This is a genomic window from Rheinheimera sp. F8 (genome assembly GCF_001518915.1).
Genome location: NZ_CP013656.1, coordinates 146,694 through 168,338, shown reverse-complemented (window position 1 = coordinate 168,338; position 21,645 = coordinate 146,694). Strand labels below are relative to the sequence as shown.

The 21,645-nt window shown below is 53.0% G+C and carries 25 protein-coding genes and 5 tRNA genes; 22 read left to right on the top strand and 8 right to left on the bottom strand.

Features of this window, described 5'->3' with window-relative positions; all coding sequences use genetic code 11:
- Position 1 precedes the first annotated feature (1 nt).
- From tolB to rlmC, 10 genes are all read left to right on the top strand, one after another.
- Positions 2-1,357 carry a Tol-Pal system beta propeller repeat protein TolB gene (gene tolB, locus ATY27_RS00830; RefSeq protein WP_208932256.1) on the top strand — a complete coding sequence of 452 codons (1,356 nt, stop codon included), beginning with the start codon at positions 2-4 and terminating at the stop codon, positions 1,355-1,357.
- A gap of 42 nt (positions 1,358-1,399) precedes the next feature.
- A complete protein-coding gene (gene pal, locus ATY27_RS00825; protein WP_208932255.1) occupies positions 1,400-1,906 on the top strand; it encodes a peptidoglycan-associated lipoprotein Pal in 507 nt (168 codons plus the stop codon).
- Positions 1,907-1,924: 18 nt separating this feature from the next.
- Positions 1,925-2,794 (top strand): tol-pal system protein YbgF, encoded by an 870-nt coding sequence (gene ybgF / locus ATY27_RS00820; RefSeq protein WP_208932254.1) that lies wholly within the window; start codon positions 1,925-1,927, stop codon positions 2,792-2,794.
- A 260-nt stretch (positions 2,795-3,054) separates the two neighbouring features.
- Positions 3,055-3,130: transfer RNA gene (locus ATY27_RS00815), tRNA-Lys, on the top strand.
- Positions 3,131-3,153: 23 nt separating this feature from the next.
- Positions 3,154-3,229, top strand: a tRNA-Lys gene (locus tag ATY27_RS00810).
- A gap of 17 nt (positions 3,230-3,246) precedes the next feature.
- A tRNA-Lys gene (locus ATY27_RS00805) sits at positions 3,247-3,322 on the top strand.
- A 20-nt stretch (positions 3,323-3,342) separates the two neighbouring features.
- A tRNA-Lys gene (locus ATY27_RS00800) sits at positions 3,343-3,418 on the top strand.
- A 95-nt stretch (positions 3,419-3,513) separates the two neighbouring features.
- Entirely contained in the window at positions 3,514-4,572 is a 1,059-nt protein-coding gene (nadA, locus tag ATY27_RS00795) for a quinolinate synthase NadA (RefSeq protein WP_208932253.1), read from the top strand.
- A 118-nt stretch (positions 4,573-4,690) separates the two neighbouring features.
- A tRNA-Ser gene (locus ATY27_RS00790) sits at positions 4,691-4,780 on the top strand.
- A 158-nt stretch (positions 4,781-4,938) separates the two neighbouring features.
- On the top strand, positions 4,939-6,054 hold the full coding sequence (gene rlmC, locus ATY27_RS00785) for a 23S rRNA (uracil(747)-C(5))-methyltransferase RlmC (protein WP_208932252.1): 1,116 nt from the start codon (positions 4,939-4,941) through the stop codon (positions 6,052-6,054).
- Between the two features lie 6 nt (positions 6,055-6,060).
- On the opposite strand, the gene ATY27_RS00780 is transcribed toward rlmC, so the two are convergent.
- Complete coding sequence (locus ATY27_RS00780; protein ID WP_208932251.1) at positions 6,061-6,588, bottom strand: phosphoglycerate mutase family protein; 528 nt, start codon at positions 6,586-6,588, stop codon at positions 6,061-6,063.
- Positions 6,589-6,683: 95 nt separating this feature from the next.
- On the opposite strand from ATY27_RS00780, the gene ATY27_RS00775 reads away from it, so the two are divergent.
- The 6 genes from ATY27_RS00775 to ATY27_RS00750 all read left to right on the top strand — a co-directional run bounded on the left by ATY27_RS00775 (position 6,684) and on the right by ATY27_RS00750 (position 11,152).
- The gene (locus ATY27_RS00775) at positions 6,684-7,382 is read left to right on the top strand and encodes an energy transducer TonB (protein WP_208932250.1); all 699 of its coding nucleotides are present in this window, start codon (positions 6,684-6,686) and stop codon (positions 7,380-7,382) included.
- A 66-nt stretch (positions 7,383-7,448) separates the two neighbouring features.
- Entirely contained in the window at positions 7,449-8,063 is a 615-nt protein-coding gene (locus tag ATY27_RS00770) for a sigma-70 family RNA polymerase sigma factor (RefSeq protein ID WP_208932249.1), read from the top strand.
- Positions 8,050-8,751, top strand: coding sequence for a hypothetical protein (locus ATY27_RS00765; protein WP_208932248.1), 702 nt, complete (start codon positions 8,050-8,052; stop codon positions 8,749-8,751). Before ATY27_RS00770 ends, ATY27_RS00765 begins: the two co-directional genes overlap by 14 nt.
- A gap of 110 nt (positions 8,752-8,861) precedes the next feature.
- Positions 8,862-9,377, top strand: coding sequence for a M48 family metallopeptidase (locus ATY27_RS00760; RefSeq protein WP_208932247.1), 516 nt, complete (start codon positions 8,862-8,864; stop codon positions 9,375-9,377).
- The gene (locus tag ATY27_RS00755; RefSeq protein ID WP_208932246.1) at positions 9,364-9,822 is read left to right on the top strand and encodes a gamma-glutamylcyclotransferase family protein; all 459 of its coding nucleotides are present in this window, start codon (positions 9,364-9,366) and stop codon (positions 9,820-9,822) included. The genes ATY27_RS00760 and ATY27_RS00755 overlap by 14 nt, the downstream gene beginning before the upstream one ends.
- A 70-nt stretch (positions 9,823-9,892) precedes the next feature.
- Positions 9,893-11,152, top strand: a complete 1,260-nt coding sequence (locus ATY27_RS00750; protein WP_208932245.1) for a serine hydrolase domain-containing protein — start codon at positions 9,893-9,895, stop codon at positions 11,150-11,152.
- A gap of 73 nt (positions 11,153-11,225) precedes the next feature.
- Here the strand turns inward: ATY27_RS00750 and rlmA are convergent, their stop codons facing one another.
- The 5 genes from rlmA to ATY27_RS00725 all read right to left on the bottom strand — a co-directional run bounded on the left by rlmA (position 11,226) and on the right by ATY27_RS00725 (position 14,924).
- Positions 11,226-12,041 carry a 23S rRNA (guanine(745)-N(1))-methyltransferase gene (gene rlmA, locus ATY27_RS00745; protein ID WP_208932244.1) on the bottom strand — a complete coding sequence of 272 codons (816 nt, stop codon included), beginning with the start codon at positions 12,039-12,041 and terminating at the stop codon, positions 11,226-11,228.
- A gap of 60 nt (positions 12,042-12,101) precedes the next feature.
- Positions 12,102-12,575: an SRPBCC domain-containing protein gene (locus ATY27_RS00740; RefSeq protein ID WP_208932243.1), complete on the bottom strand. Its 474-nt coding sequence runs from the start codon at positions 12,573-12,575 to the stop codon at positions 12,102-12,104.
- Positions 12,576-12,684: 109 nt separating this feature from the next.
- Positions 12,685-13,077 (bottom strand): VOC family protein, encoded by a 393-nt coding sequence (locus tag ATY27_RS00735; RefSeq protein ID WP_208932242.1) that lies wholly within the window; start codon positions 13,075-13,077, stop codon positions 12,685-12,687.
- Positions 13,078-13,098: 21 nt separating this feature from the next.
- The gene (locus ATY27_RS00730; protein ID WP_208932241.1) at positions 13,099-13,734 is read right to left on the bottom strand and encodes a response regulator transcription factor; all 636 of its coding nucleotides are present in this window, start codon (positions 13,732-13,734) and stop codon (positions 13,099-13,101) included.
- Positions 13,731-14,924 carry a histidine kinase gene (locus ATY27_RS00725; protein WP_208932240.1) on the bottom strand — a complete coding sequence of 398 codons (1,194 nt, stop codon included), beginning with the start codon at positions 14,922-14,924 and terminating at the stop codon, positions 13,731-13,733. Before ATY27_RS00725 ends, ATY27_RS00730 begins: the two co-directional genes overlap by 4 nt.
- A 171-nt stretch (positions 14,925-15,095) precedes the next feature.
- Here ATY27_RS00725 and ATY27_RS00720 point away from each other — a divergent pair, with 171 nt between their 5' ends.
- From ATY27_RS00720 to ATY27_RS00705, 4 genes are all read left to right on the top strand, one after another.
- Positions 15,096-15,845: a hypothetical protein gene (locus tag ATY27_RS00720; RefSeq protein WP_208932239.1), complete on the top strand. Its 750-nt coding sequence runs from the start codon at positions 15,096-15,098 to the stop codon at positions 15,843-15,845.
- A gap of 37 nt (positions 15,846-15,882) precedes the next feature.
- The gene (locus ATY27_RS00715; protein ID WP_208932238.1) at positions 15,883-16,209 is read left to right on the top strand and encodes a DUF440 family protein; all 327 of its coding nucleotides are present in this window, start codon (positions 15,883-15,885) and stop codon (positions 16,207-16,209) included.
- Between the two features lie 68 nt (positions 16,210-16,277).
- Positions 16,278-16,895 (top strand): HutD family protein, encoded by a 618-nt coding sequence (locus ATY27_RS00710; RefSeq protein ID WP_208932237.1) that lies wholly within the window; start codon positions 16,278-16,280, stop codon positions 16,893-16,895.
- A 340-nt stretch (positions 16,896-17,235) separates the two neighbouring features.
- Complete coding sequence (locus tag ATY27_RS00705; protein ID WP_208932236.1) at positions 17,236-18,261, top strand: dienelactone hydrolase family protein; 1,026 nt, start codon at positions 17,236-17,238, stop codon at positions 18,259-18,261.
- Here ATY27_RS00705 and ATY27_RS00700 read toward each other — a convergent pair.
- Positions 18,231-19,031 (bottom strand): S1/P1 nuclease, encoded by an 801-nt coding sequence (locus ATY27_RS00700; RefSeq protein WP_208932235.1) that lies wholly within the window; start codon positions 19,029-19,031, stop codon positions 18,231-18,233. The genes ATY27_RS00705 and ATY27_RS00700 overlap by 31 nt on opposite strands.
- On the bottom strand, positions 19,031-19,867 hold the full coding sequence (gene rlmJ, locus ATY27_RS00695) for a 23S rRNA (adenine(2030)-N(6))-methyltransferase RlmJ (RefSeq protein ID WP_208932234.1): 837 nt from the start codon (positions 19,865-19,867) through the stop codon (positions 19,031-19,033). Before rlmJ ends, ATY27_RS00700 begins: the two co-directional genes overlap by 1 nt.
- A gap of 141 nt (positions 19,868-20,008) precedes the next feature.
- Between rlmJ and ATY27_RS00690 the strand changes: the two genes are divergently transcribed.
- Positions 20,009-20,989: a tRNA/rRNA methyltransferase gene (locus ATY27_RS00690; RefSeq protein WP_244151377.1), complete on the top strand. Its 981-nt coding sequence runs from the start codon at positions 20,009-20,011 to the stop codon at positions 20,987-20,989.
- Between the two features lie 106 nt (positions 20,990-21,095).
- Positions 21,096-21,623 carry a GAF domain-containing protein gene (locus ATY27_RS00685; RefSeq protein ID WP_208932233.1) on the top strand — a complete coding sequence of 176 codons (528 nt, stop codon included), beginning with the start codon at positions 21,096-21,098 and terminating at the stop codon, positions 21,621-21,623.
- Positions 21,624-21,645 lie beyond the last annotated feature (22 nt).

Sequence of the window (21,645 nt, the reverse complement as noted above, 5' to 3'; positions counted from 1 at the left end):
TATGAATTTCAGATGGATAACGAAGTCAGTGATTGCAGTAGCGGCGCTGATGGCCAGCTACGCCCAAGCCTCATTGGAAATTATCATTACCGAAGGTGTAGACAGTGCGCGCCCCGTGGCCATTGTTCCTTTCGCTTTTGTTGGTGCTACAAAACCGACACAGGATATCGGCCAGATTGTGTCTGCCGATTTAATGCGCAGTGGCAAATTTAATCCAATCAATGCTATGCGGATGCCACAACAACCACAAAACAGCAGCCAGTTTAATGCCAGCGCCTGGGACAGAACTGGTGTTGAAGCTGTTGTGATGGGTACTATCAAAGAAGTAGGAATGGATCGATACACCATTAGCTACGAGCTTGTCGATGTGGTGAAAGCGAAAGGCGGCGTTGGCCAGCCAATGATGAATGCCGCAGGCCGTATTGTGGGTGGTACCAATCATATCCTGCATGCCAGTGAAATTACCATTACCGGTAAGCAGTTCCGGCAATATGCTCATCGCATGAGTGATGTGATTTACGAAAAACTGACCGGTGAACGTGGTGCGTTTTCTACGAAGATTGCTTATGTGCTGGTCCGTGATAAGCAGGAATATCGTTATCAGTTAGTGGTTGCTGATTATGACGGTGAGAACGAGCAAGTATTACTGCGGGCGAAAGAACCGTTGATGTCTCCGAGCTGGTCGCCCGACGGAACTAAATTGGCGTATGTAACTTTTGAACGTAAACAATCGCAGATTTACATTCAGGATGTGTATACCGCCCGTCGCAGTATTCTGACTTCATTTAAAGGCATTAACGGTTCACCGGTGTGGTCGCCGGATGGCCGCAAAATGGCAATGACATTGTCAAAAGATGGTAATTCAGAAATCTATGTGATGGACATTGCCACTAAAGCATTAACTAAAGTTGCACCACACCGCGCAATTGATGTAGAACCTACTTGGGCACCAGATGGAAAAAGTATTTTGTTTTCATCCGAACGCGGTGGCCGCCCACAACTTTATTCTGTAGAACTGGGCTCAAACCAGGTTTCCCGGGTTACTTTTGAGGGTGAAATGAACCTGGCAGGCAAATATACGCCAAATGGTCAAGCAATAGTTATGGTAAACCGGACAAACGGTCAGTATAATATCGCCCGCATGGATAGAACTACAAAGTTTATGCAAGTGCTGACTCGTACTTACCTGGACGAGTCACCGAGCATTGCGCCGAATGGCTCAATGATTATCTATAGTACTTTGCATGGTAGTAATACCCAAGTACTGGCACTGGTGTCCATGGATGGTCGCTTTAAAGCAAGGTTGCCAGCTACCAATGGCCGGGTTAAATCGCCGGCCTGGTCGCCGTTTTTATAAAATACAAAAATTTGGTTAAATCGTAATACTAAGGACAACATCATGAACTTAAATAAAGTTTTAAAAGGTTTGTTAGTTGCTGTGCCAGTGCTGACTTTAGCTGCATGTAGCTCTAACAATGAAACTGACGCTGGCGATGCAAACGCAAACGCTACTCAGCCAGTAGTTGCAGATCAAGGCATGAGCGATGCAGAACAACTGCGTCAGCAATTAGAAGCCCTGCGTCAGCAAAACACTATCTACTTCGACTTCGACAAGTCTGATATCCGTTCTGAATTCGCTTCAGTTCTGGATGCACACGCTGCATTCCTGCGTGCTCGCACAACTATCTCTGTAACTATCGAAGGTCACACTGATGCACGTGGTACTCCAGAGTACAACATCGCACTGGGCGAGCGTCGTGGTCAATCAGTTCAGAAATACCTAGAAAACCTGGGTGTTGCTGCTGGTCAGATGTCAGTAGTGAGCTACGGTGAAGAAAAACCAGTTGATGCTGGCAACACCGAAGAATCATTCGCTAAAAACCGTCGCGCTGTTCTGGTTTACTAATTTAAGTTGTGAGTTTGCATGACCGTTAAGACGTCGTTTGTTACTGTATTAACATTGCTTGCAACCGCTGTGGTTGCTGATCCTGCTCCTGTAGCAGATCTCAGCCGCAGCAGTGCTCAGGGTATTTCTACACAGACTGCTGTTCGCAGCGGGTCAGTTTCAGAGCGGCTTGCTGCTTTGGAGCGTGTAGTTGAGGCCAGGGCAGCTGCTCAGCTTTCAATGCAACAACAGCTCGAGACTTTGTTAACAGAAGTCAGTGAGTTACGCGGGACGACGGAAGAGCACTCATACAAATTAGAACAGATATTACAGCAGCAGCGGGATATCTATCAGGAAATTGACCGCCGACTCGGTGGTGCAGCAGCGGGTACGACGTCTTCACAGACGACGGGCCCTGCGCAACAACCAGAAGCCGTAGTGCCGGCGGGCAATCCTGCAGCCGTTGTAGCAGCCGATGAGGCTGCTGCAGCGGAATCTGCAGTACCAACACCACAACCTACAACTGGTGGTGCTTTAACCGAAGCGCAGGCTTACGAGCAGGCCATCAATTATGTTGTGAAAGACCGCAACTATACTGCGGCGATCCCGGCATTCGAAGAGTTTATCCAGAATTACCCAAACTCTGAATACACATCTACCTCTCATTATTGGTTAGGGCAGCTGTATTATCAGAAAAACGAATTCGCAAAAGCCAAAACGCATTATGAGCGTGTGGTAAAACAATTTCCGAACTCCAGTAAAGTTCCGGACGCATTATTGAAGCTTGGTTTAGTCGCTGATAAACAGAATGATGCTGCAGCTGCAAAAAAATACTACAACCAACTCATCAAAAGTTTTCCAAAATCTAAGGCTGCAACAACTGCAAAAGCCAAATTAGAATCCCGATAAAACCGCCAGAGTGCGGTTTTTTCTTATCTGTAAAGACGAATTTCCCTGCAGTCAATCATTCACTCTTTTGCCGGAATGCTGATTTTTTCAGCACTGTCGAACTCCCCGTGTTGAAGATACAATATTGTATCAACTGACCAGATCTGTTACTTCTTCGCCATAGTGCCGCACTTTTAAGCAGTCAGTACATGAAAACGATGTTTTTGCCAGATTTTGGTTGCACTGTGCGCGTAAATAAGTAAGATATGCGTCCTCGAGAGGGGTCATTAGCTCAGCTGGTAGAGCAGCGGACTTTTAATCCGTTGGTCGATGGTTCAAATCCATCATGACCCACCACCTTTCGCAGTTTAGTCTGAATTGGGTCATTAGCTCAGCTGGTAGAGCAGCGGACTTTTAATCCGTTGGTCGATGGTTCAAATCCATCATGACCCACCAGTTCAGACAGTCAGATTGGGTCATTAGCTCAGCTGGTAGAGCAGCGGACTTTTAATCCGTTGGTCGATGGTTCAAATCCATCATGACCCACCAATCTGACACACCTCTTATGAGGGTCATTAGCTCAGCTGGTAGAGCAGCGGACTTTTAATCCGTTGGTCGATGGTTCAAATCCATCATGACCCACCAATTTTTTGAATCACCGAATAGCCTATCCCGCGTGTGTCTCTCTGCCATAAAGCTGTGTATAATACGCCACCTTTTTCTGCCCGGAGTTTATCCGCATGAATCAAGCGCTGCATTTTAACGAACTCGATTTTGTCTTTCCCAAGAAGCCTGTGCCATTGTCCTTCGAAGACAAGCAAGCGTACAAGGCCCGGATTAAAACCCTGTTACAGCAAAAAGACGCCGTTCTGGTCGCGCACTATTACACAGACCCGGAAATTCAGGCTTTAGCTGAAGAAACCGGTGGTTGTGTTTCAGATTCCCTTGAGATGGCGCGTTTTGGCAACGCACATCCGGCGAAAACTCTGATTGTTGCCGGCGTCAAATTCATGGGTGAAACCGCAAAAATCCTGAATCCGGAAAAAACCGTCTTGATGCCCACGCTGGAAGCGACCTGTTCGCTTGATCTGGGCTGCCCGGCCGATGCATTCGCTGCGTTCTGTGATGCGCACCCAGACCGCGTGGTGGTGGTGTATGCCAATACTTCTGCTGCAGTGAAGGCTCGTGCTGATTGGGTCGTTACTTCGTCAATTGCGTTAGATGTAGTTGAGCATCTGGATAGTGAAGGCAAAAAGATCCTCTGGGGCCCGGATCGGCATTTGGGCGCTTATGTCCAAAAGCAAACCGGTGCGGACATGATTTTATGGCAAGGCGCTTGTATCGTACACGACGAGTTCAAGGCCAAAGCGCTGGTTGAACTGAAAAAACAGCATCCGGACGCTGCTGTGCTGGTGCATCCGGAATCACCGGCAAACGTGGTCGACCTGGCCGATGCCGTGGGTTCTACCAGTCAACTGATTAAAGCCAGTCAGACCATGCCGAATTCAACGTTCATCGTCGCCACAGACCGCGGTATCTTTTACAAGATGCAGCAGGCGATGCCAGACAAGACTTTTATCGAAGCACCCACGGGCGGTAATGGTGCCACTTGCCGCAGCTGTGCGCATTGCCCATGGATGGCGATGAATGGCCTACAGGCGATTGAAGCCGCGCTGACGGATGGCGAAGGTCACGAGATTTTTGTCGATGCCGCTTTACGTGAACAGGCGTTGGTGCCTTTAAACCGGATGTTAGGTTTTGCCAAAACCAATAAGGTCGCTGTCAAAGGCAATGCCTGAAGAATCAAAGCGCTGCGAAACTGCTGAAAAATACAGCGAATAGTGCCGCGCGGCTAATTTCCAGTTGCCAAGGCATGGGATTTTACCTAGTATGTCGGCGCTTGCTTCGGCAAGTCCCGGAGAGATGGCTGAGTGGCTGAAGGCGCACGCCTGGAAAGTGTGTTTAGGTTAACCCCTAACGAGGGTTCGAATCCCTCTCTCTCCGCCATATTCAGCGAAAAGCCCCGCATTTTAATGCGGGGCTTTTTTGTTGCTGCAGCCAACACTTTGCCGGTTTGTGGCCTGTGTTGGTTTTTCCGATTATTCCATGCGACCCGGCGGTGGTTTTGCTAATATTGCCACTTTGACCTCCATCGGATCCGTAATTTGTACTGCGAAGCTTTTGCCAGTGGCAAGTGTGTGTCTTGCCCGCATATCCATCAATCCTATTTGCAGCAGTTGCAGCGCAAACAGGCGCTACTACAGCAGATTTTCCCGGGGCTGCCGCTAGAGCTGCCGTGCCCAAGCGAGACTGCGCATTTCCGCAATAAAGCCAAAATGGTGGTGATGGGAACCAGCCAGGCACCGGTACTCGGGATCCTCAATGGGGAAGATCAGGTCGACCTGACTGCTTGCCAACTTTATCCAGCTAGTTTTCAGCAAGCTTTTGCCGATCTGGTTGATTTTATCCGCTTAGTCGGCATGGAACCTTATCAGTTGGACAGCCGGCGCGGTGAGCTGAAGTTTATCTTGCTCAGTTACAGCGAGTTGGATGGTTGGTTACTGCGGTTTGTCTTGCGCTCACAACATCATCTGGCCGCGATCCGCAAGCATCTGCCGGCCCTACAGCAGCAATGGCCAGCCCTGAAGGTTGTCACGGTGAATCTGCAACCGCAGCACAAGGCGATCCTGGAAGGGGAGCAGGAATTTGTGCTGAGCGCAGAAGCGATGCTGCGCCAGCAACTGAATGACGTGGTGCTTTATCTGCAGCCGCAAAGCTTTTTCCAGACCAATAGTGATGTTGCCGCTGCGTTGTATCAAACCGCCCGTGATTGGTCTGCTGCGCTAAAGCCTGCCCGGATCTGGGATTTGTTTTGTGGCGTCGGCGGATTTGCGTTGCATTTGGCGTCACCTGAAGTGCAGGTCACCGGTATCGAAATCTCGGCCCCTGCCATTGACTGTGCCGGCCGGGCTGCTCGTGAGCGCGGTGTCAGTATTGATTTTCGCGCCTTGGATGCCACAGCTTTTGCTGATGCGGCCGCACAGGCGCCTGACTTACTGGTCGTCAATCCGCCACGCCGGGGATTGGGGGAGGCGCTATGCCAGCGCATAGACGCGTTAAAACCCAAAGCGCTGTTATATTCGAGCTGTAATCCCATCACTTTGGCAAAGGACCTGCAAAATTTGGCGGCCTATCAGCCGCAGCGGGCGCAACTCTTTGACATGTTTCCGCATACAGAACACGCCGAAGTGCTGGTGCTATTGCAGCGTCATGGCGACTGACAGACGTTAGCGCTGGCAAAGTGCTGGCAGAGGCAGTTGCAGAATTTGCATCGACCATTGCTCACCGGCGCGGGTCAGCTGATAAATCCGGCCATAATCATCTTCCTGCAGCGCCGGTGCAGCCAGTTGACTCAATAACGTTGCCAGTTGTGGCGTGGTGTTGCTGTGACCGACCACCAACGCGTTAGCTTCGGTATTACGCAGTTGTGCGGCCAGTGCCGGTAAATCTTTTGCATCATACTGCTGGAGCTGCCGACCCGCTTTCAGGCTGGCTGCTGCAGTTTGTTGTGTGCGCTGATACCCGCTGTGGTACAACAACGGCAAGTTCACATCCTGTAATAAGGTCGCCAACGCAGTGGCTTGTGCCTGACCACAGGCAGAGAGCACCGGGTCTTTGCTGAGATCGGCTTTTTCAGCATGCCGGACCAGATAGAGCTGCTGGATATCAGCGGCCTGTGCTGTGGGCAGCCAAAGCGCACTCAATATGAAACCTGTACTAATGGTTTTGACCGCGTGAAAAAATTTTAACACCATGTTCACCCCTTTTATTTTTCTGCTGCGTCCAATCTCTGACACCGGAGCATCAGGCTTCGCATCGCGCTAAAACGCGCTTTTCTTGGAGTAGCATCATGACAACCATTTCAATGCGAGACAATCCTCAAGTTTCTGCCGTACTGCTGGATCAGCAGCATGATTCGCAGCCGTTAACTCCGCTGCCAGCGCTTGGACGGGGCCTGACCATGACCCTCACTGCTGCACTGATTAGCTTTGCCTTGTTTCAGCTGATGGCGCAGCTTGTTCAGTCTACAGCGCCGATCACAGCGAAGGTCGATACCGTGTTCGATGTCACCCCGTTGGTGCCGCGAGAGGAATCTGCTGCGAAAAAAATCATCCGCGAGATCCCGCCGCCGCCGGTGCCACAGCTGATACCAAAGCTTACGGTTCCAACATCAGCTGAACCGGGAGATTTGCTGGATGTGCCAATCAGCGCCCAACAGCCGGTGATGTCATTACAAGGGCCGACATTAGAGACTCCGGCGGGCCATGATAAAGCTGCCACCCCGCTTGTGCGGATTGAGCCTAAGTATCCGCCGGCAGCTGCCCGGGATGGGGTGAACGGCTGGGTCCGGCTGCGTTTTAACATCGCCGCAGACGGCCGGGTCACTGATGTGAAGGTGCTGGCCGCCGAACCAAGACGGGTGTTTGATCAGGAAGCGATGCGCGCACTGAAGAACTGGAAATATCAGCCAAAACTTGAAAATGGCCGTGCCGTTGCGCAAAGTGATTTGGAGGTTCAATTGGACTTCCGGCTTGATCAGCAAGGCTAAAGATGATCTGATGCCAGCGCAAGTCGCAGTGGCTGTTGGCAGCGCTTGATGGCAGGGGGATGTTGTATGGGATGGAAGTGGATGGGGCGGTTGGCGCTGCTGGGGCGCCCGCAAATGGCCGGTATGCTGCAGACTGACAGCCGGTTGTTGTTGCTGCAGTATCAACAACAGCCTGATCCGGCCTTATTACAGCAGTTATTTTTACGCTATGCCGATGCTTTGTATCATTTCTTGCTGAAACAAAGTGATGCTGAAATGGCGCAGGATCTGAGTCAGCAAGCCTGGATCCAGTTAATGCTGCATGCCGGCAGTTATCAGGGGCAAAGTTCAGTCAAAACCTGGTTGTTCAGCATTGGCCGCAATCTGCTGATTGATGAGTGGCGCCGGCAAAGGCCGCAAGCCGAGCAGGAGCTGCTGGAGCAACTGCCGGATCCGGCAGCAAAACCACTACAACAATTGCTGCAGGCCGAACAACTTGCTGATTTAGACCAGGCGATCCAACGTTTACCTGCGGTGCAACGTGAAGCTTTGCTGCTGCAACTGGAAGATTTTTCGCTGGCTCAAATCAGTGAAATTACCGGTGCCGGTGCTGAAACGGTAAAAACCCGGCTCCGGTATGCGCGGCAACAATTGCAACACTGGCTGACGCCGGCTGAGGAAGAGAGCGATGAGCACAGATAAATCAGTTCCTGTACCGCAGGAACCCGGTACCGATAGTCCGGCCGCCACGGAAAGCATTGCCGCGCAACAGCTGGACCAGGCGCTACGGCAGTGGCATCAGCACAGCAAGCAGCACCATCGGCTGGATAGTGCACAGCGTCTGGCATTGCAGCAGCTGGTATTGCAGGAAAAACCGCTACGCCGCAGCGGGCACTGGCAACGCGGTGTGCAACAAGTGGTCGCGCTGGCTGCCTGTGTTCTGGTGTTGGTGGTCTGGTTAACGCCGCCTGAGTTGATATATCAGATTGAACAGCAGCAACAAGGTTTATATACCATTCAGGTCCATCAACTGTCGCCGGCTTCTGACTTACACCAGCCTGCACCGGTGGCATCGGCGCCGACTGCTACACAACAACGACAACAGCAATATCAGCTGGTGTATCAGGATTATCTGCGCAGCCAGCAACAGGTGGCCCGCACGGTGTCAGTCTGGCGCGAGTCCACGGCAGACGGCTGGCAGTTACAGAGTTGCGATCATTTACAAGTGCAGGTGCAGGCCGATTTGTTGGCGGCGCTCAAACAGCAACAAGCGGATCAACAGCAATGGCAGATGCTGGAACAGAGTCGTTATTTGTTGCTTACCACAGGTGCGCAGGGGCAAATTCTGGCGCTGAAGCCAGCTACTGAAGCGCCGCACTGTGCGATCTAACCGCTGCCCCAACACAGGTTGGCTTGGTCGGCGCTGGCGCGGCGGGTACAATAGTGTTTTTGGCATTCGCAGCAACACTCGCAGCGTAGTAACAAAGGGGCAAAGCGCCGGTGGATTTACCTTATTTACGGCAATATCCGGAAACGATCCAGCAGCAGGTTCGGGCTTTAGTGCAGGCCGGCACTCTCGGCAGCTCATTAAAAAAACGCTATCCGGATACTGTCCACGACATTCAGTCGGATGCCCGCCTCTACGAATTTACCATGGCGCTGAAACAGCAGTTTATGCGTAGCTCAGCGCCAATCAGCAAAATCTGTTTTGACCCTAAAATTCATATCGTCAATAACGCGCTTGGGCTGCACAGCCAGGTGAGTCGGGTGCAGGGTAAAGCGCTGAAAAGCAAAAATGAAATTCGCGTAGCTAGCCTGTTAAAAACCTTGCCGATGCCACTGCTGAAAATGATTGTGGTCCATGAATTAGCGCATTTGCGGGAAAAAGATCATAACAAGGCGTTTTATCAATTGTGTCAGCATATGGAACCCCAGTATCATCAACTGGAACTTGACCTGCGGTTGTTTCTGACCTGGCAGGATCTGGCTGGAGGAGCACCGGATGCAACCAACTGAGCATATTTTCGTCTACGGCTTATTGATGTTTCCGGAGATTGTCGAAGCGATCGCCGGCGAGCGTTATCAAATGCTCGATGCCGTGTTGGCGGACCATCAGCGCCGTGGCCTCAGTCAAAGCCCGCTTGATGCACCTGTGCCTGTGTTAACCGAAGCGCCGGGGCGTGTCCAGCAGGGTAAACTGCTGCTGAATGTCGGTCCTGACGCCGTCAGAGCGCTGGATTTCTTTGAAGAAATCGATTCCGGTCATTATGTAAAAAAAGCCGTGCGGGTACAGGCAGCAGGGCAGTGGTATTCGGCATTCTGTTATGCGATTGGCCCGGCTTTAACACCTTATATTTCGGGTGACTGGCAACCGGAACTGGTCAGTGAGGCGCAAAAAGCGCATTTTATTCAGCAAGTGATCCCGCAGATGTTGCAGGCATTGGCAACAACAAAAAACTGATTTTGTTGTGACAGTGCTCTCCGGCAGGCCTGAGCTGCCCAGCTGTGACCGCGGGACAGGATATTCATCTATGTGGAAATTTACTGCAGTCGCAGGCCTGTTTTTATGGGCGGGTTCTGTGCTGGCTGCCCCTTCGATCGACGAATTCGCCAATCAGTTTCATCGCGAATTTCAGCAGAAAATGACAAAAAATCGGGTGCCCGGTGCCGTGTATGTCATTGTTAAAAATGATAAAATTGTTCGGGTTGGTGCTTACGGCGTGCGTGCCGTCGGCAGCAAAACGCCGGTCGACGCCAATACGATTTTCCGTCTGGCTTCAGTATCGAAAACCTTTGCGGGTGCATTAGCAGCACAACTGGAACATGAAGGCCGTTTTGACTGGAATGACCGCGTCACCCGCTACGTGCCGGGTTTGCAGTTCCGCAGTCAGGCGATGACGGCGCAGCTGAAAGTCGAACACTTGCTGGGCCAGAATGCCGGCTTAGTCGACAATGCGTTTGACGAGCTGATTGAAGCAGGTCAGACACCCGCACAAATCCTGCCTAAATTTCAGAATATCAACCCACGTTGTGTGCCTGGTCGTTGTTATGGCTACCAGAACGTATTATTCAGCCAGATTGAAACCGTGCTGCTGAAAACCACAGGTCTGCCTTATGAAAAGCTGATGGACCAGCGCATTTTTAAACCGTTACAAATGCACACCGCCAGTGTCGGTTATGCCGGCTTTCTGGCCAGTAAAAACCGCGCCATGCCGCATATCGGCACGCGCAAAGGCTGGGCCGAAACCAAAGTGGTGCCGACTTATTACCGGGTCAATCCGGCCGCAGGCGTCAATGCCAGCGCGATGGATATGGGCAAATGGCTGATTGCACGGCTCGGCCACCGGCCGGCGGTGCTGTCTGCAGCGGTACTCAACGATTTGCAAACGCCGCGCGTGAAAACGGCGGACAACCTGCAAGGCCGTACTTATGGGCCTTATGTCAGTACGGCGCAATATGGTCTGGGCTTGCGGATTTACCAGTTTGGTCAGCATAAAGTGTATCACCATGGCGGTCTGGTCCGCGGCTATCGCACGGACATGTCGTATTCGCCGGAAGCAGGCCTCGGCGTGGCCGTGTTGGTGAATGCCCAAACCAATGCGGTTGCTGAACTTGGCAGTTACTTCTGGCATCAAATGCTGGATACACCGGCGCAAGCCGTGCCGGTGCCGCCGAAAAAAGCCGGTAAAAAGCCGGTGAAGAAGCTGACTAAAAAGACGCAGAAACCACCGGTGAAGAAGAAACCGGCAGCGAAAAAAACAGCTCAGAAAAACGCCACAGCAAAAAAGTGACACACAGGCGCTACCACAATGGTTTGACGTAGCGCCTTCAGTCCCTTCGTCCGCGCAATACGGACCGACCTCTTTAGTCTTTCAGGTACAAGTCCAGATAAAAATCCAGCTGGATCGCCGGCAATTGCTGGCAGAGCGTCTCGCGCATCTGAGGATTGAGCTTGTAGGCCAGCGGGATCATCTCAATCAGCTGCAGCATCGCTGCTGCATCAGGCGCTTGCCACAAACTTTGCAAGCGCTCGCGGCGACAATGGCTAAAGCCTGCTTCAGTTTTCACTGTATCCGCATGCAGCCGGACTTCGTTGTAAGCTTGTTGCTTAAACTGCAGCAAATGCTCGGGTGCCGGACTTACAGTCAACAAATAGCCGCCCGGACGCAGTACCCGCGCCATTTCCACGGCATCAGAAGGGGCATAAATGCGTAACAGTGCAGCAAAAGCACCATCAGTAAACGGCAGGGCATAGCTGCTGGCGACACAACAACGGAGCTGTTTGTAGCGTTTAGCGGCGTAACGGACTGCGGTTTTGGAAATGTCGAGGCCATAAACGGTTAACCCAGGAATCGCATTAGCAAGTGCGGCACTGTAATACCCCTCACCACAACCAATATCCAGCAGCGCAGCAGGGCCCTGTTGCACCATGCTTGGTAGCACAGTAGTGAGCTGCTGATTAATCGCATTTGATAGAAACTGATAATGGCCGGCGTCCAGAAAGGCGCGGCGGGCCTGGATCATCTCGGCATTATCGCCCGGATCCAGTGACTTCTTTTGTTGCACCGGCAACAGATTGACATAACCTTCCCGCGCCATATCAAACTGGTGACCATGCTGACAACGCCAGGCGTTCGCTTGCTGGTGCAGTGTTTCAGCACAAAGGGGGCAACGATACATCTGATCTCCGGGGCTGGCGCAAAAGCGGCGATTATAGCCAAGGCCAGCGCGCCCCGCACCTTAATTCAGGATCTCGCCAGGCTGGTATTCGCGGTCATTCAGTTCAGCCATCAGCCCGGCAAAAATGTGGGTCCAGCCTTCAATTAATTGCTGTCGAAACGGCGCCCATTGACCTGATGTCTGATGACTGAGTACCAGCTCACAGCCCAAAGGATGTGATTGAAACTGCATTTGTACCATGTCGGGTTCACCCCGCCCAGGTTGGGTGCCACTGGTGGTGCAGCTGAATAACAATAAGTGTGGTTTGTGGATTTGGTGATATTCCCCGGTGTGCACCCAGGTACGGCCCTGCAGCTGTTCGGTCACGCGGAATTGATGATTGGGCGCGAGTTCGAGTTTGAGATGATGCATCCGGCCATGGGGCGTGGCAAACATCCAGCGGCCGGCCTGATGCTCGGCCAGCCAATGGTCAAACACCTGTGTTGGCGGCTGACGAAATAAATGACGCACCTGGACAAGCACCGAATCGACCATCACACCACTCCTTGTTGGCTGCAGTTCCCGGCCGCACTTGCCGGTCTGCTCAGTGTAGGAGTGGGAATGTGACTAACCCAAGTCAGGTCGATGATTTGTCACAAAAATATCAGCTATTTTTCCGTTCAATCAAGTCCCATAAGTTGCCATACAGGTCGGCAAAGACGACAACAGTGCCATAGGCTTCCACGCGTGGTTGTTCGTTAAACACGACACCAGCAGCCAGCATCCGTTGATAATCGCGTGTAAAATCATCAGTTTGCAGGAATAGCCAGACACGGCCGGCGCCCTGGCGGCCAATCAGCGCTTGTTGTTCTGTATCACTGGCGCGTGCCAATAACAAAGCCGAACCACTGTCGCCCTGCGGTGCGACTACAACCCAGCGTTTATGGCCCTGCGGGGTATCTTCAACCAGCCGGAAGCCGAGTTTCTGGCAATAAAATTCGATGGCTTCGTCATAGTCGCGGACGATCAGACTGACGAGGGCGAGTTGTTGTTGCATGATGACATTTTCCTGAAAGAGTTAATGCAATAAACCAAGGTCGATGGCTTTGAGTACTGCCTTGGTTCTGTCGCGCACGCCTAGTTTTGCCAAAATGGCCGACACCTGATTTTTCACTGTGCCTTCGGATTTAAATACGGCGGCGGCAATTTCCCGGTTACTGAAGCCGGCAGCGAGCAGTCGCAGCACTTCCAGTTCTTTGGGCGACAGATTTTCGCTGTCAGTGTGGCCGGCGTCAGCATTTCGGGCCTGCAGGATACGGTCGGTCAGCGCCGGTTGCAACAAAGTGCCGCCGGCGGCAACGGTACGGATCGCCTGCAGCAGCACATCCAGCGCCACATCTTTGAGCAGATAACCGCGGGCGCCGGCCAGCATTGCTTCCAGCACTTGTTGATGATCATCAAAAGTAGTCAGCATCAGCACCGGCACCCGCAGCTGCGCCTGTTGCAATAAGTGCAGCGCGTCAATGCCATTGACCAACGGCATGCGGATATCCATCAGCAGCACGTCTGGCTGAAACTGTTGCACCAGCGCGACCACGTCGCTGCCGTCAGCGGCCTGCGCGACGACTTCAATTTCGGCGTCCAGCTGCAATAAGCTGATGATGCCCTGACGGACTAAAGTCTGGTCGTCAATCACAATCAACCGGATGCTCATGCGTTCTCCGCCGGTAATTCAATATCGATCTGCAATTGTTGTTGCTGATTCGACAGCAGTAACTTGCCGCCGGCCTGCTCGATCCGTTCGCGCATGCCGGTCAGGCCATTGCCTTCATGAAGTGGCCAGTGTGACAGCGCCCCGTTGTCACGATAGCGAAAAAACACCTGCTGTTGATGAGTCCACACCTGCAACTGTGCCTGAGTGGCGCCACTGTGGCGGATACTATTAGTCACCGCTTCCTGACTGACGCGAAACAACAGCGCGGTCGACAGTGGGTCTGTCGGCAATCCGGGTGGAATTTGCAAATCTAACTGCAGTTGCGGCACATTTTGCGCCAGGGCTTTGAGTTGCAAAGCCAGCTGCGGCAGCGCCGGTTCACGCAGTTGTGACACTGTGTGGCGGATCTCCTGCAGCAGCTGTTTAGCTAAATCATGGCAATGATTAATTTGTCCGGTCAGCGCTTGCTGAGGCGCGCCTGGTACTGTGTCATCTGCCGCCAGCTGGCTACTTTGGTAGCCTGCCACTTGCAGCTGGATCACCAGCGCAGTCAGATGGTGGCCCAAGCTATCGTGCAGGTCGCGTGCGATGCGCAGCCGCTCTGCGTCCGCGGCCTGGATCGCCAATTGTGACTGTGCTGCCAGCAGCGCCTGATGCGTTTTTGCTAAGGCTTCGCGCGCCAGTTTTTCCTCACGCGCTTTGCTCATCGCATACATGGCAAAAAACTGAAAAGTGCCACAAACGAGCACCATCAGTCCTTCGCCAAGCTGTAAACCGTTCAGACTTTGCATGATCAGCACCGGCAATAAGGCTGGTGCAATCATCAGATATAACCAGCGTGCCGGCACAAACCAAGGCAACAGACAAACCCATAACACGCCAAGTCCGGCAGAAAAACCATTCGGTACCAGCACAGCCGTGGTGGTCATCGCTGCCCACATCAGCAACAACGCGACCGTTGGCGTGGAGTTTTCTTCACAGGACTGACAATAAAAAAACAAGCCAATAAACAGCAATAAACTGGCTGCGCACAGCAGGCTCAGCGGATGCCAGTTGCCAAAGATATGCATGGCGCCACTTTGCTGGATATAGGCAAACACCAGCCAGCTTAGTACTGCAGCCAGATTTTCTTTTTGTAGCCAGCGCGACGGTGGTACATCAGCAGGCAAGGGGACCGCAGGGTGAGTCATCAACAGCTCTTTATCAGGAAAAATTCAGCAAATGCCGCAGTATGCGCGAGGGCAGGTTCTGCCGGCAATAGGCCGGAAGTCACAGTGACGATCGTGACTTCCGGCACTGTGGCATGGCAAGCAGAACCGGCATGCTGACTACAGTGAATCCCGCAACAGCCTGGAGGGCTTATGCAAACTCTGCATCAATATTTATTAATACTGCATGTTGTCAGTGGCGTGTTGGCATTGTGCGTGTTTTGGGGGCCCATGCTGGCGAAAAAAGGCAGCCCCTGGCATGTGCGCAGTGGGCGTTGGTATAGCCAGCTGATGTATCTGATTTGCAGCGCTGGGATCCTGATGTGCGCGCTGGTGTTGACCGCGCCGCTGGTGGTGAAAGCGGCTGATTTATCGCCGGGCCAAGATCCCGCCAAGTTTGCGGCCGCTGTGCGGCAAATGTCCGGTTTTTTATTGTTGTTATGTCTGCTGGCATTGATGAATTTGCGCCAGGGATTACTGGCCCTGCAAGCCGGCCCAGCGCGTTTGTCGCTGCGGCACTGGACCCATCAGGGCTTAGTGGTTCTGACTCTGCTTTGTGCGTTCTGGACTTTGTGGCAGGCGGTGCCACGTCAGTTTGTGTTAGGGCAGATCTTTGGTGGTATAGCGCTGTTTAGCAGTGTTGGTTGTCTGCGGTACATCCATCGCGCCAGCGTTGAGCGCTCAGATCTGTTAAAAGAACATATCGGTAATATGCTGGCGTCTGCGATTGCTGTATTTACCGCGTTTTTTGCCTTCGGCGGCCGCAAAGTGCTGGATCTTGGCCCGGAGTTGCAATTGCTGAGCTGGATCCTGCCGTCAGTGTTGGGGATTGGCGCCACGCTTTGGTACAACCGGCGTTATGTAAAAGGTCGGGCGGGCCTCAAGACGGCAGCAGCGCGCTGAGATATACTGTGCCCGTTTTTATCAGCGGGGATGTGGAATGTCGGATAGTTTAGAACTCTGGTCGATGGATGAACTTTGTGATCATGCCTTTGCCATTTTTGAAGAACTGGCCAGTGAGAATCTGAGTCCTGAGGACTATGCGCTGTACCAGCAACAGTATGAAACGCTGGCTTATGTTGACCTGGTCCCTGCCGGCGAAGACTGGCTGGAACTGATTGGTGCCGAGTTAGATGCCGAACTGCATCTGGAAGCGCTGATCGGCCTGAGCGGCATTGATGGCGCCCCTGATCTGGTATTAGCGCGCATTTTGCTAAGCCGGGAAAAACACGACTCGCTGTGCCATGCCCAGTGGCGTGGACAATAAGTGGCGTGGGCAATAAGCGGCGCGGGCAATAAGCAGCGTGTGCAAAAAGCGGTCGTGACGGAGAAGCAATGACAATCATTACCACATTGATCCCGGCATCACAGCAAACCGTGACGCAATGGGCTGGTGGTGAAACCAGGCAGTTGGCCATAGCGCCTGCCGGTGCCACCGTTGCTGCCCGTGATTTTCACTGGCGTTTTAGCACGGCAACTGTGTTGCAATCCGGCCCCTTTACTACTTTTGATGGCTACAACCGTTATCTGGCGATACGCAGTGGCGCCGGCCTTGAGCTGGCGGTGACAGCGCCGGGGGCGCCCCAGCAGCGGATGCAGCTGACCAGCCCGCAGCATCAGGCCTGTTTTGCCGGTGCTGCAGATACTGCGGCGGAGCTGCTTGATGGTCCGGTGCGTGATATCAATCTGATGTTGTCTGCCGGCTTACAAGGCGGGTTGCGTGCACTGCAACTTTTCGCGCAACAACCTATGGCATTGACTTGTGTGACCAACGCCAGTTGGCTGCTTTATGCTGATGGTCTGCCTGCAGGTCAGCACATTCAGGTACAAAGCGGAGCGCAGCACTGGCTGTTAGTTGCCGGTGATGTGCTGATCTTACCTTTGGCAAACTGCACTTTATCAGCAGCTGTTGATTGCAACTTGGTCGCGGCCTGGATCGCGCCCACAACATAAAGTCAGCTGGTTTTTACTGCTGTAAGAATGAATTGTCTATCGGTGGCAGAATCTACTGGTACTCAGACGCTATTTTTGGCAAGCTCAGGTGCATGCTTATCTTGGGAATGCCGGCATGTTGCAGATCCGCGCTCTTTCTTTTTTAAAATTGTTTATTCACAGCGCTGCTCGTTTGCCAGGCAAGTATTGGCGGACGCCTCTGTTCATCGCTGGACTCTCAGTTGGACTTGCGGCTGCAGCGCCGGCAGAAGCCGCTGATCCGTTAGCAAATCCGACAGCCAAAATTACTGCGCAGGCAGAGGCAAAACCCGCTTCGAATCCAGTGTTGCTGGCGCCCGTATTGCGATTGCCCGTACCGTCTGAAATCTCGCTCGGTGAGGACAACTTTAGACGATGGCAACAACAAGCAAAGGCTCTGCTCAACAATGCCTTGTTGTTGCCAGCGGCAGATCCAGCCTTGATCGCGGCAGCAACACGGATCAATCCTCAAGACAAAACCAGCTCTGAACAGTGGCGACTGCAGCTATGGCAGCCGCTGGATTTGTATCTGTACAAACCGGTCACCCTGCGCCAGGACGCGGTGAATGCGGTGATCCTGTTACATGATCATGGCGCCGAGTTTCGCATTGGCAAAGACAAATGGCTGCCGCCCGGGCTAAGCGACCAGCCTGAACTGGTAAGCCAGTGGCAGCAGAAGTATTTTGATGGTGTCGCTATTGCTGAACTGTTGCGGGCGCAGGGATATCTGGTATTGCTGGCGGATGCGCCGGGTTTTGGTGCGCGTGGCCCGCTGCAATACAGTGAGCAGCAACAGCTCGCTGCGAATCTGCAGGCCCAGGGCTTGAGTCTGGCAGGCCTGATGGCGCGGGAAGATGAAGCGGCAGCAGCATTTCTGGCACGGCAACCTGGAGTGAACGGCATCGCTGCGGTTGGGTTTTCAATGGGCGGGTTTCGCGCCTGGCAGCTGGCAGCTTTGTCTGCGGATGTGGATGCGGCAGTCAGTGTTGGTTGGTTCAACAGCCTGCGGTTTTTGCGGGAACCAGACAATAACTTCAGCCGTGGTCAAACTGCTTTTTACCTGATCCACCCGGGGCTGTACCGGCAATTAGATTTAACGGATATCGCCGCGCTTAGCGCGCCAAAACCGCTATTGTTTCTGCACGGAACTGAAGATCCGCTGATGCCGCTGCATCAGGTCGAACTGGCATTTAAACGCATTCAGCTGCGTTACCGGCAGTGCGGGGCATCAGGCCCTATGCTGCGAGTGGCAAAGGGGCAGGGTCATCGGTTTGGCCAGTCCTTGCAACAACAGATGCTGCAATGGCTGGCTGATCTTCAGTTACCCGTGGCAGGCTGTAACAATTGATCAAGCTGCCAGGCCAGCCGCACCGCGGCCTGTAGCAGGCGTTGTTCGATCACCGGACCGTCCCGGTCCAGCTCTGGCTGGCTGAATAACATGCCCGGTTTGTAGTCCCGGTAGATACGCCGGGTCTGGTCCAGTGATTGCTGCGCCCAGACCAGCGGCTGACCGCTTTGCCAGCGCCGCACTGTCGCCGGTTGTAACTGCGCCAGTTTGTTTACCGCCAGTTGCGGATGTTCCGGATAGCCGAGACTTTTCAGCATTTCACTGTCCCAAACACTATGCAGATTCCAGGGCTGGCCAAAATAATACAAGGCTGTTTTCCCGCCTCCCAGGTCGTCGGCATAACTGACGTGCAATGGCTGATGCAAGTCAGCGATAAAATGACTGTAAAACAACAAGGCTTCCGCCCGTTGCCGGGTTTGTCCACCTTGTTTTAACAATGCGCCATAGTGCTGTATTGCGCTCAACAGACAACCTTTGGCGGCACAATCTGTTGGTTTGACCTGTTGTTGCTGGCGTGGCACATTCAGATAATGATGCGGCGCCGTGAACTGATAAGCTGCTTCGCTGCGCATTTCGTCTGGCCAGACACAGCCTCTGGCAAACTGTTGCTCCGGGCCAATCGCCAGCAAAGCATCAATCTGTTGTTGTGTGGCGGGTTTCACCAACTGATAGGCTAGCGAGCAGATCTGTTGATGGCCGATGGCGCCAAATGCCAATGCTTTAGCCGGTAGCCACAGCAGGAATGCCCCAACGAATAGGGTGAACCGCATTATTCCTCCACCAGCTGCTGAACTGTCCACTGCACCTTGGAGCCCAGCAGCGGTGCGATTTCGCTCAGCGCCTCACGCATGTCATTGGCCAGCGTATACGGCGGGTTGATCACCAGCATGCCACTGCCAGTCATGCCAAAACCGCTGCTGTCCGGCAGCGGGCACAGTTCAATGCGTAATTGATTGCGGATGCCGGTTCCGACAATCGCATCAATGACGGCTTCAATACTGGCGCGTTCAATCACCGGATACCAGATGGCAAAAGTCCCTTGCGGAAAACGCTGTACCGGTTGCTGCAGGCCTTTGACCAAATCCTGATATTCGGTTTTCAGCTCATAGGGTGGGTCAATCAGTACCAGACCGCGTTTGTGCAGCGGCGGTAACATGGCGCGAAGGCCGGCGTAGGCGTCCATCTTTTCAATGCGGCAATGCCGGCGGCCCTGAAACTGAGTTTCTAACAGCGGGAAATCCGCCGGATGCAATTCAGTTGCCTGAATGCTGTCACCGTCACGTAGTAACAGCCGGGCGATACCGGGTGACCCCGGATAAAACTGCAGCTGACCATCAGGGTTCAGTTCACGCACCAGCTCCAGATAGGTCTGTACTGCGCTATTGTGGGCCTGATGGTGGAACAGCTTGCCAATGCCGGTTTGGTATTCACTGGTTTTGAGCGCCTGCGCGCTGTCGAGACTATATAAACCGGCACCGGCGTGGGTGTCGTGGTAGCAAAACGGTTTATCTTTTTTCATTAAATACATCAGGATAGCGACTTCTACCAGATGCTTGATCACGTCGGCGTGATTGCCGGCATGAAAACTGTGACGGTAACTGAGCATATATATTCCGAAACGGCGCAAATTGGCGCCAGCTTACTGCAGCCAATAACAAACTCAAGTCTTTCTTCGATACGGCGGGTTTTTGCGTTAAACTGAAAGCTTTTCCGGCCTGCAGGCCCGTCAGATACAGGATCTTTTATCGTGGCATATCCGCCGAAAAAACCGAGCCAAACCTCATCTTCCCGACCGCCCCGTCAACGCGATAGCGACGGCGCTTTATTGCAAAAACCATGGAAAGGCGCTGCCGGTAAAAATACTGACGCAAAGCCCGCTCAGCCGCGTCAGCACAGTGGCCGCCGGCCGGAGCGCGCAGAAGGAGCAGCCACCGAGCGCGCCGCCAAAGTTGCAGTGCCGGCAAAAGCCGTTTCACCATCGCAGCTGAAACAACAAGGCCAGCATGAAAGCCGGGTGCTCGGCGAAAATGCCTGCCGTGTCTGTTTTAATGAGCGGCCGGATGCGGTGATCAAGATGTACCTGCATGCCGACTATGCACCGCGTTTTGCCGACGTGATGAAATACCTGGCGGCAAACAAACGGGCTTATCACATCGTCGACAATACTGAATTAGAGAAAGTCAGTGGCAGTCAGCACCACGGTGGCGTGATCTTCGTGGTGAAAAAGCGCGAATCTCTTTCAGTTGCAAGCTATCTGACTTTGCACCGGAAAAAAACGCAGGATTGTTTGTTGGCGCTGGATGGGGTCGGCAATCCACATAACCTCGGCGCAATCGCCCGCAGCTGCGCCCATTTTGGCGTCAGTGGCATTATTCTGACCGCACCAGAAGCATTGCAATCCGGCGCAGCAGCACGCACTGCCGAAGGCGGCCTGGAGTTTGTTGAAGCGCTGCAAACCGACCATCTGCCACTGGCACTGAAACTTTGTAAAGAAGCAGGTTATACGCTGATCACAACGTCAAGCCATGCCGGGGTGTCGTTGTACAACAGCCAGTTGCCGAAAAAAGTGGTGGTGGTATTTGGCGAGGAGATGCAAGGTGTGTCAAAAACGGTCGCGAACAGTGCCGAAATTGCCTTGCAGATCCCGGGTACCGGCAAGGTTGAATCACTGAATGTCAGTGTGGCAGCTAGTTTGATCCTCGGCGAATGGTATCGTCAGCAGCAATAGATCCAGCTGGTTTGTGATGATGGAGCTGCCTGACAATTCCCTGATCAGCGGCTATAAATGAAACAACTCCGCTGAGCGGCAGCGGAGCTTGTTTGCAGGAGACTTTATGCTCGACCAGACGGCCTTGTTACTGCTGATTAAAGCATTTAAAGATCAACAAATCTCGGCGGAGGCGTTTTACCGTCAGCTGACCGAAACCATCACCAAACAACTGCATTGTTCCCGCGCCAGCTTGTGGCTTTATTCCGACGCACTGCTCAGCGAAATTATCGCCGTCGACTTGTACGACAGTAACGAGGATGCCCATTATCAGGGCATTGCACTGCATGAAGATGATTTTGCACCTTATTTTGAGGCTATGCGCAATAACGGTGGTATCAATGCGCCCGATGCCGCTACCCATCCGGCGACTTCCTGTTTTAACGACGCTTATTTTGAACCCAATGACATTCTGTCGTTGCTCGATGTTGGCATCCGCTACAATGGCCAGTTGGTTGGTGTGTTTTGTTGTGAACAGGTGGGCAGTATTATGAAATGGGATGCCAGCCAGATCACTTTCCTGGAGCAGGCCGGCAAACTGATCACTTTTGCGTTAAAACCATTATTGCAGGAAAAATTTGCCGCGCTGTTTTAACCATTGCCGCGCTGAAAAACAA

Excerpts from the sequence above, each read along its gene's own strand:
- ATY27_RS00755 (WP_208932246.1), top strand. The coding sequence starts at position 9,364 with ATGCAACCAACTGAGCATATTTTCGTCTACGGCTTATTGATGTTTCCG.
- ATY27_RS00685 (WP_208932233.1), top strand. The coding sequence starts at position 21,096 with ATGCTCGACCAGACGGCCTTGTTACTGCTGATTAAAGCATTTAAAGAT.
- ATY27_RS00725 (WP_208932240.1), bottom strand. The coding sequence starts at position 14,924 with ATGACTCACCCTGCGGTCCCCTTGCCTGCTGATGTACCACCGTCGCGC.
- ATY27_RS00780 (WP_208932251.1), bottom strand. The coding sequence starts at position 6,588 with ATGGTGTTAAAATTTTTTCACGCGGTCAAAACCATTAGTACAGGTTTC.
- nadA (WP_208932253.1), top strand. The coding sequence starts at position 3,514 with ATGAATCAAGCGCTGCATTTTAACGAACTCGATTTTGTCTTTCCCAAG.
- ATY27_RS00765 (WP_208932248.1), top strand. The coding sequence starts at position 8,050 with ATGAGCACAGATAAATCAGTTCCTGTACCGCAGGAACCCGGTACCGAT.
- ATY27_RS00770 (WP_208932249.1), top strand. The coding sequence starts at position 7,449 with ATGGGATGGAAGTGGATGGGGCGGTTGGCGCTGCTGGGGCGCCCGCAA.
- ATY27_RS00740 (WP_208932243.1), bottom strand. The coding sequence starts at position 12,575 with ATGGTCGATTCGGTGCTTGTCCAGGTGCGTCATTTATTTCGTCAGCCG.
- ATY27_RS00775 (WP_208932250.1), top strand. The coding sequence starts at position 6,684 with ATGACAACCATTTCAATGCGAGACAATCCTCAAGTTTCTGCCGTACTG.
- rlmA (WP_208932244.1), bottom strand. The coding sequence starts at position 12,041 with ATGTATCGTTGCCCCCTTTGTGCTGAAACACTGCACCAGCAAGCGAAC.
- ATY27_RS00730 (WP_208932241.1), bottom strand. The coding sequence starts at position 13,734 with ATGAGCATCCGGTTGATTGTGATTGACGACCAGACTTTAGTCCGTCAG.
- ATY27_RS00720 (WP_208932239.1), top strand. The coding sequence starts at position 15,096 with ATGCAAACTCTGCATCAATATTTATTAATACTGCATGTTGTCAGTGGC.
- tolB (WP_208932256.1), top strand. The coding sequence starts at position 2 with ATGAATTTCAGATGGATAACGAAGTCAGTGATTGCAGTAGCGGCGCTG.
- ybgF (WP_208932254.1), top strand. The coding sequence starts at position 1,925 with ATGACCGTTAAGACGTCGTTTGTTACTGTATTAACATTGCTTGCAACC.
- rlmJ (WP_208932234.1), bottom strand. The coding sequence starts at position 19,867 with ATGCTCAGTTACCGTCACAGTTTTCATGCCGGCAATCACGCCGACGTG.
- ATY27_RS00700 (WP_208932235.1), bottom strand. The coding sequence starts at position 19,031 with ATGCGGTTCACCCTATTCGTTGGGGCATTCCTGCTGTGGCTACCGGCT.
- ATY27_RS00750 (WP_208932245.1), top strand. The coding sequence starts at position 9,893 with ATGTGGAAATTTACTGCAGTCGCAGGCCTGTTTTTATGGGCGGGTTCT.
- ATY27_RS00715 (WP_208932238.1), top strand. The coding sequence starts at position 15,883 with ATGTCGGATAGTTTAGAACTCTGGTCGATGGATGAACTTTGTGATCAT.
- ATY27_RS00710 (WP_208932237.1), top strand. The coding sequence starts at position 16,278 with ATGACAATCATTACCACATTGATCCCGGCATCACAGCAAACCGTGACG.
- ATY27_RS00735 (WP_208932242.1), bottom strand. The coding sequence starts at position 13,077 with ATGCAACAACAACTCGCCCTCGTCAGTCTGATCGTCCGCGACTATGAC.
- pal (WP_208932255.1), top strand. The coding sequence starts at position 1,400 with ATGAACTTAAATAAAGTTTTAAAAGGTTTGTTAGTTGCTGTGCCAGTG.